The 12,085-nt window shown below is 35.1% G+C and carries 9 protein-coding genes; 6 read left to right on the forward strand and 3 right to left on the reverse strand.

Translation table 11 applies throughout. The annotated features are described in order from the left end of the window. Positions 1-12: 12 nt before the first annotated feature. The 6 genes from J2W95_RS04210 (at position 13) to J2W95_RS04235 (ending at position 7,052) form a co-directional block, all read left to right on the forward strand. Positions 13-942: a carbohydrate kinase family protein gene (locus J2W95_RS04210; RefSeq protein WP_310004240.1), complete on the forward strand. Its 930-nt coding sequence runs from the start codon at positions 13-15 to the stop codon at positions 940-942. Positions 943-1,022: 80 nt separating this feature from the next. After that, positions 1,023-1,574, forward strand: coding sequence for a hypothetical protein (locus tag J2W95_RS04215; protein ID WP_310004241.1), 552 nt, complete (start codon positions 1,023-1,025; stop codon positions 1,572-1,574). Between the two features lie 521 nt (positions 1,575-2,095). Then, a complete protein-coding gene (locus J2W95_RS04220) occupies positions 2,096-3,007 on the forward strand; it encodes a hypothetical protein (protein WP_310004242.1) in 912 nt (303 codons plus the stop codon). 1 nt (position 3,008) lies between these two features. Further along, positions 3,009-4,565, forward strand: a complete 1,557-nt coding sequence (locus tag J2W95_RS04225) for a vanadium-dependent haloperoxidase (protein ID WP_310004243.1) — start codon at positions 3,009-3,011, stop codon at positions 4,563-4,565. Between the two features lie 358 nt (positions 4,566-4,923). Beyond that, positions 4,924-5,943 carry a LacI family DNA-binding transcriptional regulator gene (locus J2W95_RS04230; RefSeq protein ID WP_310004244.1) on the forward strand — a complete coding sequence of 340 codons (1,020 nt, stop codon included), beginning with the start codon at positions 4,924-4,926 and terminating at the stop codon, positions 5,941-5,943. A gap of 86 nt (positions 5,944-6,029) precedes the next feature. After that, on the forward strand, positions 6,030-7,052 hold the full coding sequence (locus J2W95_RS04235) for a LacI family DNA-binding transcriptional regulator (RefSeq protein WP_310004245.1): 1,023 nt from the start codon (positions 6,030-6,032) through the stop codon (positions 7,050-7,052). A 70-nt stretch (positions 7,053-7,122) separates the two neighbouring features. On the opposite strand, the gene J2W95_RS04240 is transcribed toward J2W95_RS04235, so the two are convergent. From J2W95_RS04240 to J2W95_RS04250, 3 genes are all read right to left on the reverse strand, one after another. Then, complete coding sequence (locus J2W95_RS04240) at positions 7,123-9,069, reverse strand: OmpA family protein (protein ID WP_310004246.1); 1,947 nt, start codon at positions 9,067-9,069, stop codon at positions 7,123-7,125. 11 nt (positions 9,070-9,080) lie between these two features. Then, positions 9,081-10,010: a PorP/SprF family type IX secretion system membrane protein gene (locus J2W95_RS04245; protein WP_310004247.1), complete on the reverse strand. Its 930-nt coding sequence runs from the start codon at positions 10,008-10,010 to the stop codon at positions 9,081-9,083. Between the two features lie 38 nt (positions 10,011-10,048). Beyond that, positions 10,049-12,085: T9SS type B sorting domain-containing protein (locus tag J2W95_RS04250; protein ID WP_310004248.1), on the reverse strand; the 2,037-nt coding region annotated here is incomplete at its 5' end.

Here is a 12,085-nt window from a genome sequence, read left to right on the forward strand (position 1 = left end):
AGCCAAATGTAAATGAACACAACTAACTCAAAAATTAACGTTGTATGCTTTGGAGAAGTCTTGTTTGATGTTTTTCCAACTCATAAAAAAATTGGAGGTGCACCATTGAACGTAGCCATCCGACTGGCTTCATTGGGAATACAATCACAAATAATAAGCCGAATTGGAAATGACGAAATTGGCAAAGAAGTATTGCAACACATCAAAGACAACAATGTAAACTCGGATTCCATACAAATTGACAACAACTTAAAAACAGGCGAAGTCATTGTTCAATTAAACGAAAAAGGTTCTGCTTCCTACACCATCAATTATCCCGCTGCTTGGGATAAAATAATCGAAACTCCAGAAGATGAAATCACAATAAAAAAAGCTGACGCTTTAGTTTTTGGCAGTTTAGCTTGCCGCGATACCACTTCACAAAACACTTTATTTGAATTAATCAATTATGCAAAATATACAGTTTTTGATGTGAATTTAAGAACTCCATTTTACACCAAAGAATTACTCAACCATTTAATGCACGAAGCTGATTTTATAAAATTTAATGACGAAGAAATTTATGAAATAAGTGAATATCTTGAATCCCCTTTTCATTCATTAGAACAAAACATCATTTTTATTTCAAAACACACCAATACCAAACACATTTGCGTCACCAAAGGCAGTCATGGAGCCGTTTTGTATTACAATAATCAATTCTATTACAATAGTGGTTACAAAATAAAAGTCGCTGATACCGTTGGAGCTGGCGATTCCTTTTTAGCAGGGCTTTTGAGTAAATTATTAGCTAAAGAAGAGCCTCAAAATGCCATCAATTTTGCATGTGCCATTGGGGCATTAGTAGCACAAAAAGAAGGGGCTAATCCTAAGATTGATGAATCAACTATCGATTTTTTTATGAATCCGACAAAAACACAAAATATCAATAAATTAACTTAATTAATACTATATTAAAATTTATTTCTAAATTTTTTATTTTAATTGCTAATAATCGATTTTAATTATTATTTTTGGGACAAATGAAAAAAATAGCTTACATATTACTATTCACCACATTGATTGTAACCTTGTTTTACAATGCATTGGGATATCGTATGCTTTTTGCTTTTGACCAAGAGCAGGAATGGGTAACTGCTATGAAAAAAATTCCAGACCCTGAATTTAAGGTAATCCGTCTGAATGCTTCATTGTACACATTTGCAGATGACACCGAATTAGAATATGTTAATGAAAATATTACGCTCAACAATAAAAGTTACCATATTTTCAAAAAACAAATCAAAGACAACATTCTAAACTTATACTACCTTCCTAACGTCAATTCTTCCTTGTCTACACAAGAAATTGAGGACATTGTAGACAGTCAGCTATTTAATGATAGCAACGAAAAAAAAGGATCTTCAAAAAAAATAGTCAAGTCGTTTACAGTAGATTATTTTATACAATATCCAGAATCTATTACAATCATTAATACTACAGATTTCGAATCAATCCCTTTAATTTCTTTTTCAAAAGAGAAATTAGACGCTGGATTTGTATCTTCTTTTTACTCTCCACCAGACTTAGTTTAGTTTTTTTTTTAAAGAAAAAAGCAAAGACTACAATCATTTGACACTACCATTTATTCGTATTTGTTTTTAAGTGCTTTCAAAGATTAATCATCAATTTTGATGAATAAAATAATTTTGAACGGACACATCGCAAAATATTCGAATAATTGGATTCAAACAATTTACATTCTGCTATTTTAGAATTTAATTGTTCCTAATTCAAATTACTGTCCACTCTTTTTCTTTTCACCTTACAAATCAAAAAATCTATCGATTTGAGCTAAAAATAATTTTAGCCATGTAGAACATTTTTGTTCAAAACAAACCTGTTCCATATATCACAAAGGTTTAAAACTAAATCAAGAAAAAACTAAATTTAGAAAAAGTAAAACGCTACGGTAAACATTACACTTTCCAAAATACCAACATTTTCCATAGACTTTCAATTTCAAAAAAACAATGTTCAAGGATTACACTTTTTGGCTTGCAAAGGAAAACATGCATCCATTAAACTATAACACTTTAGAAAAAAGAATTAAAACATGAAGAAAATTTATTTAGGTTGCTTTTTACTCGGTACTTTTTTTGCAAATGCTCAAACAGAGATTGATGCTATTATGATGAGCAAAAACCAATTCTGTGTTGGATCCGTTTATCAATACAGCAGTTGGGATGAATATTGGGAAGGAACCAACAAAAGAGAAAATTTGAATATGGGAACAGTTTCCACACAATCTATTGGAGTAATGGGCAACTATGGAATTGCAAACAAAGTCAATGTACTTTTCAATATACCTTATGTAATAACAAATGCTACAGCTGGAACCATGAAAGGCCAGGAAGGTTTTCAAGACCTTTCTCTAACTGTAAAATATATGCCTTTTGAAAAGAAAATTAAAAATGCTACTTATTCGCTATATGCCCTTGGAGGATATTCTACTCCTGTTACTAATTATGCCGTCGATTACTTACCGTTAAGTCTTGGTTTAGGCAGTCAGGTAGCAACCTTTCGATTAATGGGTGACTATCAACTAGGGATTTTTTTCGCTACCCTTTCAGGTGCTTACTTATTCAGAAGCAATGTTACTATTGAAAGAAACTCCTATTACACTGATGAAATGCACTACACCAATGAAGTAGACATGCCCAATCTCATCAACATAAATGGTAGAATTGGTTATCGCTCAGACAGATTAATTGCTGAGGCAATTATTGACAATTCGGTTACACAATCAGGTGGGTTTGACATAACGCAAAACAACATGCCGTTCCCAAGCAATACTATGAATGCTTTACGATTGGGAACCAATATAAAATATACTTTAAAAAAGATTCCAGAACTCGCCTTTATTGGAGGAACCAATTATGTGATTGACGGCAGAAACGTAGGTCAATCAACCAGTTTTTACGGAGGTGCATTTTATGTAATCAATTTTAACAAAAAAGCGAAATAAGATGAAAAATAAGATTCAAATAACTATTTCAAAAAGTCTATTACTACTTTTAGTAGCATTCAACTATGCCTGCAATAACGACATTACTGAACGTAATTATCAATTTCCACAATTAAACCCAGCGAATCCAGACGAGCTTGCCGGGACATGGAAACCAATCTTATTAGCCTCTCCTGATGAATTTCCATTAGATGCTCCCATAGCAACAACATTACCAGCCTACACTAGAGAAATAAATGAAATTAAAAGCTACCAAACCAATATTACCAAACAACAACGAGCTATCATTGACTATTGGAGTGTTGGTGGAGTCTTACGTTGGAATGAAATCATGAGAACTTTGGTAGCCAAACACAATCGCCCACCTTTTCAAAACCCTGATGAAACATACCCTATTCCATCTGGCGCAAATCCTTTTGCCAATCCAGAATTTCCATTTTCAAATCCTCCATATGCTGCCAGAGCTTATGCATATGTAAGCGCTGCACAATATGACGCAATGCTCGCTACTTGGCATTACAAAAAACTTTACAATAGACCCGCACCATTTGTTGTAGATGCAACTTTACCTGTTTTAATCCCAAAAAGCAATTTACCTGCTTATCCCTCTGAAGATGCTGTTTTGGCAGGAGTTACCGTTGAATTATTAAAATTATTATTTCCGACCGAAATTGCTTTCATTCAAGAAAAAGCTGAAGAAGAGAAACTATACCGAATTATTAGTGGTGCCAATGTACGTAGTGATGTCGACGCCGGAATAAGTTTAGGAAGAAAAATAGCTACCAAGTTTATTGCACGAGCTTCAACAGATGGAGCTGGAGCTGCCGTAGGTAATAAAGATTTATGGACCTTACTCGAAACACAAACTGCAGCCACAGGGGAAACTCCATGGAAATCACTAGAAAAACCAGCTAGACCTCCAATGCTGCCTATGTTTGGAAAAGTAAAATCTTTCTTGATGACTCCTGAAATGGTTGTAGCGAGCCGTCCTGTGCCGCCACCGTCTACAAAATCAGAACAATTTGCAAAAGAATTGGCGGAGATAAAAGCATTCAGCAAAGACAATTCCAAAAAAAATCAAGATATTGTTACTTTCTGGGCCGATGGTGTTGGGACATATACTCCTCCAGGACACTGGAATGCTATTGCAGCAGAAGCATTTGCAGAGCAAAATTATAGCGAAGTCAGATGGGCTAGAAACATGGCTTTATTGAATATTTCAATGATGGACGCTGCTACAAGTTGCTGGGATGCTAAGACTTTTTATTTTAATCCGAGACCGACTCAGATGGATTCATCAATAAAAACAACAACTGGTATTCCTAATTTTCCAGCATATGTATCTGGTCACTCTACTTTTAGTGGAGCTGCCTGTACTGTTTTATCTCATATTTTACCTGCTAAAGCAGAAAGTTTCAAGGCTATGGCAAAAGAAGCTTCTGATTCAAGATTATTTGGAGCCATACATTATAGAAGTGATTGCGAAAAAGGTTTGATTCTTGGCAAAACTGTTGGTAACTTTGCAGTGGCAAGAGCCAAAGCAGATGGAGCCGAATAATTCAATTAATTGAATACAATATATTATTTAGTTACACAGTCTTAGATGGATAAAATTATGGAGTTTTAATTGACTGAACACTTTTGAACCCATGTTTTATTTTAGTTAATAGTTTGGTTACTATGTTTAAAAACAAATTCTAAGGCTGGTAACTATTTAAATTACCTTTAAAAACAAAAACAGAATCAATAACTTTAAGGAAATTACAGCAAGGGAAAATATCTGATTATTTTTAGATAAAGTTAATTTCAAACTGTTTCTTGAAAATGAAAATACAATAAATAAATTGTATGTTTGTTTTTCAAGAAACAGTTTTTTTTTTATAACAAAAATTAGATTTAAAATCTGGAGCCCTATTATGAAGAATGCTACTCTCAAACAAATTGCAGACCAGCTAGGCATCTCCATCACAACCGTTTCTAAAGCGATTAAAAATTATCCCGACGTAAGCCCTGCAACCAAGAAAAAAGTTATTGATTTAGCTACTTCACTGAATTATACCCCAAATAGTTTTGCTGTAAATCTAAGAACCAAAGAATCTAAAACCATTGGAGTAATCATACCCACTGTTGATTATCATTTTTTTTCTAAAGTTTTTCAAGGTGTACTGGCAGAAGCCGAAAAAAGAAACTATTTAGTTATTATTTTAAGGTCTAATGAAAAATTAGAATTAGAAAAAAAACAACTTGAATTATTATTAAGCAAAAGAGTTGATGGAATTATTATCTCATTATCCAACGAAACGGGTGAATTCGATCATATAAAAAATGCACTGGCGCAAAATATACCTTTAGTTCTTTTTGACAAAATTGCCAAATTGGTTAATTGTTCCAAAGTAACCATAAACGATAGAAAAGCGGCTTATGATGCAACTGTTTACCTAATTAAAAAAGGGCGTAAAAAAATAGCTCATTTTCGAGGATCTTACATGCCTCAAAATTCAATTGATCGCTTTTTAGGATACAAGAAAGCATTAGAAGATCACAATATTCCTTATGATCCATCTTTAATTTATGTTTGTGACAACAATACCGACTTAGAAGATGGTTATACAAATGCGATAAAGGCCATTGCGGAACATCCTCATTTGGATGCAATTTTCACAGTAACCGACATGGTTGCAGTTGGCGTTCTCAAATACTTAAATGAAGTGGGAATTGAAATGCCAAAACAAATTGCCATTGTTGGATTCTGTAATTCATTTGTAACCGAAGTAACCACTCCAAGGCTTTCCACAGTTGACCAACCAGGATTTGAGATAGGCAGAGTTGCAGCATCTATTTTATTTGATGAAATCAATTCAAAAAAGCGAAATGAGCCTATTATTTTTCAATCAATAGAGTTAGCAACATCTATTCTAGAAAGAGAATCAACTTAATTGGTTATTCGATTATAATTAATATATTGCCGAAGCATTTTACCCCCAGACCTTAACTTAAAACTTAGTTTAGCCTCTTTTTAATTATGAAAGACATTACTCTCAAAGAAATAGCGACTACATTAGGAATTTCAATTACTACCGTTTCAAAAGCTTTAAAAAACTACCCAGATGTAAGTGCCAAAACCAAACAGGCGGTAATTGATCTTGCACAAAATTTACATTATACCCCTAATAGTTTTGCCGTAAACTTACGAACGAAAGAATCCAAAACCATAGGTTTAATTATTCCCGAGGTAATGCATCATTTTTTTTCGAATGTGATTAATGCCATTATAGACGAAGCTGAAAAAAATGGCTATTTGGTTATCATTCTACAATCGAATGAATCTATTGAATTAGAAAAAAAACAAGTTGATTTATTAATTAACAAAAGAGTCGATGGCATCTTAATGTCTTTATCGAATGAAAGTAATTATGACAATCACATTCAACAAATAATAAATAGAAAAATCCCATTTGTAATGTTTGACAAGATAACCAAGCTGGCTTCTTGTTCTAAAGTTATTATAGATGATCAAAAAGCTGGATTCAAAGCTGTTCAACATTTAATAAATATTGGGTGTAAAAAAATAGCACATATTCGTGGGCCGCTTAATCCGCAAAATTCCATTGACCGCTTTATTGGATACAAAAAAGCATTAGAAAAAAACAACATTCCATACGACTCGAACCTTGTTTATACTTGTGATAAAGTATCATTTCAAGAAGGTTATGATTTTACAGCACAAATAATAAAGGAACATCCAGATGTAGATGGCATCTTTATTATCACTGATTTGGCAGCTTCGGGTGTTATATCGTATTGCAATGAAAATCAAATTAAAATACCGCATCAAATTGCAGTAATTGGTTTTAGCAATTGGTTCATGTCTCAAGTAATTTCACCAAAATTAAGTTCGGTTGACCAACCAAGTCATGAAATGGGAGTTGCATCTTTTAATTTACTATTGGAAGAAATGAATGCTCATAGAGATGAAATTCCTTTTACACCGAGAACTATAGAACTGGAAACCGATATTATCATACGAGAATCTACTACTAGATAAGCATATTATAAAAAAAACCTTCTTTGTGAAGCAATTCACAAAGAAGGTTTTTTATCAATGTCTAAACTAACTAATTGTGCATTGAAACTATAATAAACTCACTTCGTCTATTGGCTTGATGCTCTTCTTCAGTACATTTTACATCATCAGAACAATGATTCACCAACTGAGATTCTCCGTAACCATTCCCAATTAATCGAACTGAATTGATACCGTTACTCACTAACCACTCCACTGTGGCTTTAGCTCTCTTATCTGACAATTTATTATTATACTTAGCCGTTTGACGGCTATCTGTATGCGAGCGAACTTCGATTTTCATCTCTGGATACTGTTGCATTACCGACAATACTTTTGCCAATTCATAGGCTGCATCTTTACGAATGGATGATTTATCCAAATCAAAATAAACAATCGGAATATTCAATGTTTTGGCTAGATCAGTTCCAACTCCTACTGCTTTGATACGTCTTTCCAATACCACAGGAAGATCTTTACTTCCTGATATTTTTTTGGTTGTAACAGGAACTTCTGCAGTCTGATACTCTTCTTTCTCTCCTCTTACATAATAAGTTTTGCCACAATCTACCGGAAAACTATAACGTCCTTCTGCGTCAGTTTGAACCACTTGAAGTGGTTTGAAGTTAGCATCAAACAAACTCATCTGGGCATTAGTCAATATCTGACCCGAATCCAAGTCAGTTACCAATCCCGAAAGTGTTTGTTCGCAAGTCAGTTTTCTATTCTCTACAAATCGGTAAATATCATCGTATCCTTTTCCACCCTCTCTATTTGAGGTAAAAAATCCATTTCTATTTTTGCTGTTGATTAAGAAAGCAAAATCATCTTGCTTACTATTAATAGGTTCTCCTATATTTTTTATGTCATATAAGCTATTATCTGCTCTTATTCTAGCCACAAAAACATCCAATCCGCCTAAACCTGGTCTTCCATCAGAGGCAAAATACAATTCACTATCCTTGGAGACAAAAGGAAAGGTTTCTCTACCTTCGGTATTAACTTCCGAACCAAGATTCTCTGGAACTCCATAAGTCCCATCTCCATTTATTTTTACTCTGAACAAATCCGACTGACCCAATGTTCCTGGCATATCCGAGGCGAAATACAAGGTTTTTTCGTCTACACTTAAAGTAGGGTGTGCTACACTATATTCGTTACTATTAAATGGCAATTCCACTACATTATTCCATTGACCGTCTTTATCAAGTGTGGCTTTGTATAATTTAAGCAAAGTGTTTTTATTGGTATCTCTACCTCTTTTACCTTCAAAAAAATTGTTTCGGGTAAAGTACATCGTTTGACCGTCTTGGGTAAATATAGGAGTAGATTCGTTGAACTTAGAGTTAATTTTACGTTCGAAACGTTCTGGCTTTCCCATTTCTCCATCAGGTTTAATCTCTGACCAATACAAGTTTGTAAACGATTTATTAGTCCATTTAAATACTTTCTTAGAAACTCCCCCAGTATCCCTTGCAGATGCGAACACTAGTTTATTTCCAAAAAAAGAACTACCATAATCTGAAAACTCTGAGTTTACTCCAGCATCTGCTACTTCGAAACGACCTGAATTGGCTTTAATTTCTTCAAGATAATTTCGATTGTCTTTGAACAGTAACCCTCTTTTATCGTTACTCGTTTTTTGATTGAATTGCTCTAGCATTTGGTCTGCTTTAGCATAATCTCCTTTCGATTTTAAAGTCTGGGAATAACGATAAAAATACTCTGGCTCTTGATTGGGATATAAAGCAAAAAGCTGATCATACCACTTTAAAGCCTGTGAAAATTCTGCTTTAAAGTAATAGGAATTCCCTAATTTCTGAAACATTTTCTCGTCTTGGTATCCTTTCTCAGCAACTTTCTCATAATTATCTATCGCATCTACGTAGGCAAAACGATCATAATTGTTTTCGGCTCTGGCTATTGTTGTTTTTTGGGCAAATCCATGTAAAAAGAAAACACTCAAGATCAGACTATATAGTAAATTTTTAGTTTTCATAGGTTTTAGTTTTAAAAGAATCTTGGAGAGATAATTTTGTCGTATTTATTAAACAATTCGAATCGTAAAAAGATTTCATGAGAACCAGAATTGTATTTTGCAAACTCAGTGGTGTCAAAATCATAACTGTATCCTATGAACCATGAATCACTTGCCTGAAATCCAACCATGGCACTCATAGCAGCACTCCATCTGTAAGCCAATCCAGCGACAAATTTTTCGTTCATCATAAAATTAGCCGACACATCCACTTGTAACGGAGCTCCTTGAACATATTTGGTTTCCAAAGTGGGTTTCAATTTTAAGCTTGGACTCAAATCAAATACATATCCAGCTATCAAATAATAGTTGATTTTCTCTGTAGCAACGTGACTTGTAGAACTCGAGTTTGACGATTTATCAAAATGTTCGGTTTCTATCAAATTTGGAGCCGATATTCCGATGTAACTATTATCAGAATGCAAATAGAATCCAACTCCGATATTAGGAGAAAATTTATTATCTATGTTTTCCTGATACATATTTGGATCACCTGGTTGATACGTAAGTTTACTAAAATCTAGGCTTAACAGATTGGCGCTTGCTTTTATTCCAAAAGACATTTTATACTTTTCAGACGCAGGTATCGTATATGAAAAATCAGCCGCTATATTATTCTCAGTAGAAATTCCAATTTTATCGTTAACAACGGACAAACCTAATCCTACTTTACTTTCATTTAAAGGAGTATTAATAGAAAAGGTATTAGTCACTGGGGCTCCATCTACTCCAACCCATTGATTACGGTGTAAAGCAAAAATACTCATCGATTGTCTGGATCCGGCATAAGCTGGATTCACCACTATAGTATTGTACATGTACTGTGTGTATTGTGCATCTTGCTGGGCTGAACTAACAATAGTGAAAAGCATTACTACCAACCCGATTATTTTTGTTTTCATGTGCTGTTTTTTTATTAATAATAACTTGGGGTTATTGACTATTTTCTATTCAAATACAAATACCCTGATTTCTCAAAAGCATTGGATTCACTGTCTTTATATTTCAGTATATAGAAATAGGTTCCAGCTGGCAATTCTTGTGATTTTTCGACAGTGACTCTTCCTTCAGAAACACCTCTAAACACAACATCATCATTATTATAATGTTCACGTTCAAACACTAAAACACCCCAACGATTAAAAATCTCTATCGAATTTTCTGGATAACATTCTAATCCTTGTATAACTAATTTATCATATTTATCACTTCCATCTGGTGTTACTGCATTGTACACTTTTATTGTACATCCTGAAACAGTCAATACTGTTGGATTGTCATTAACAACATTTAAGTCATCTGATTTGTCCTCAACCACACGGCCATTTGGACTCGTTCCATATACTGTTGCTTGATTAGAAATGGAGCCTTTATTAATATCTATTTGCTTAATCGCATATACACCTTGGAAATGGGTAGTATTGGTCTCTCCTATTGCCAATGTCAATGGCATTCCTGTCATTACAACACCCGGCAATGGATCTGCAATGGTTATATTTGCCAATGGAACATTTCCTGTGTTGCTTACTTCAAAACTATACGTAATAGTTTCAGCAGCTTGGGCATAACCATCAGCATTCTCATCATTGAAATGAGCTGTTTTTACCAATGCAATACTTGGTCTAGAAACAAATACCGTAACAGTGGCAGTACTACAATTATTTGGATTTCCTCTTTCACAAATACTGTATGTCAAAGTATAAGTTCCCCCAGGAATATTAGCCAAAGTACTTAACAATCCATTTGCTCCCATTGTAAAATTAGGTCTTGGAGCAAAGCTTAAAACTACATCCGATAGATTTATAGGCAATCCATTGAAAGTATCATTAGCAATAGCATTAATAATTCCACTCAATGGTCTTGAACCATCAATGATACCTGCATCATCATCCTTAGCACATATAGCAGAAGTCTGACTGAACGAAGCCGATGCCACAGAGGTACAGCTACCGCTTCTCGAGGTCACTGTATATGACGCCCCCAACACCATGCCACTTATCAACCCCATAGCTCCCACAGTAGGACCTGAAGGACTGAAGACATAAGTATTTGTTGCAATATAATTACTAATAGTACTTGTACCCACAGCAGAACAGCTCGAAGCAGTTGAGAAAATAACCGGAACTTGCGTGGTTGACAATACCGCCGTATTACTGAATAAATTCGATGCCGCAGAACTACAACTGCCGTTATTCGAGGTCACAGTATAAAGCGTACCCAACACCATTTCACTTACCAAGCCTGAAGCCCCAACAGTTGGACCTGACGGACTGAATGTATAAATATTTGATGCATTGTAATTGCTGATAGTGCTTGTCTCTGCCGACGTACAACTCGCCACGACAGAGGCAATAATTGGAACAACAGGAAAATTATTTACCGTTACCGTTCTGGTAGCTGTTGCAGCTGCGCATCCACCTGTTCCCGATAAGGTATAGGTGATGGTTGTCGTTCCTGAAGCAACTCCCGAAACATCTCCTGTCGAAGGGTTAACGGTAGCTATTGATGAATCACTTGTTGACCAACTGCCTCCTGAGGCGGTTGACGTAAATGTCGTGGTTCCGCTTACGCAAATAGTTTGTGTTCCTGATAATGTTCCTGCACTTGGTGGAGTACTTACCGTTACCGTTCTGGTAGCGGTCGCATCTGCGCATCCACCTGTTCCCGATACGGTATAGGTGATGGTTGTCGTTCCTGAAGCAACTCCCGAAACATCTCCTGTCGAAGGGTTAACGGTAGCTATTGATGAATCACTTGTTGACCAACTGCCTCCTGAGGCGGTTGACGTAAATGTCGTGGTTCCGCTTACGCAAATAGTTTGTGTTCCTGATAATGTTCCTGCACTTGGTGGAGTGCTTACCGTTACCGTTCTGGTAGCTGTTGCATCTGCGCATCCACCTGTTCCCGATACGGTATAGGTGATGGTTGCCGTTCCTGAAGCAACTCCCGAAACATCTCCTGTCGAAGGGTTAACGGT

Source organism: Flavobacterium granuli (assembly GCF_031456055.1).
Lineage (GTDB): Bacteria > Bacteroidota > Bacteroidia > Flavobacteriales > Flavobacteriaceae > Flavobacterium > Flavobacterium granuli_A.

Bases quoted from the DNA above. Each gene is read 5' to 3' on its own strand.
- J2W95_RS04210 (WP_310004240.1), top strand. From the start codon at position 13: ATGAACACAACTAACTCAAAAATTAACGTTGTATGCTTTGGAGAAGTC.
- J2W95_RS04215 (WP_310004241.1), top strand. From the start codon at position 1,023: ATGAAAAAAATAGCTTACATATTACTATTCACCACATTGATTGTAACC.
- J2W95_RS04220 (WP_310004242.1), top strand. From the start codon at position 2,096: ATGAAGAAAATTTATTTAGGTTGCTTTTTACTCGGTACTTTTTTTGCA.
- J2W95_RS04225 (WP_310004243.1), top strand. From the start codon at position 3,009: ATGAAAAATAAGATTCAAATAACTATTTCAAAAAGTCTATTACTACTT.
- J2W95_RS04230 (WP_310004244.1), top strand. From the start codon at position 4,924: ATGAAGAATGCTACTCTCAAACAAATTGCAGACCAGCTAGGCATCTCC.
- J2W95_RS04235 (WP_310004245.1), top strand. From the start codon at position 6,030: ATGAAAGACATTACTCTCAAAGAAATAGCGACTACATTAGGAATTTCA.
- J2W95_RS04240 (WP_310004246.1), bottom strand. From the start codon at position 9,069: ATGAAAACTAAAAATTTACTATATAGTCTGATCTTGAGTGTTTTCTTT.
- J2W95_RS04245 (WP_310004247.1), bottom strand. From the start codon at position 10,010: ATGAAAACAAAAATAATCGGGTTGGTAGTAATGCTTTTCACTATTGTT.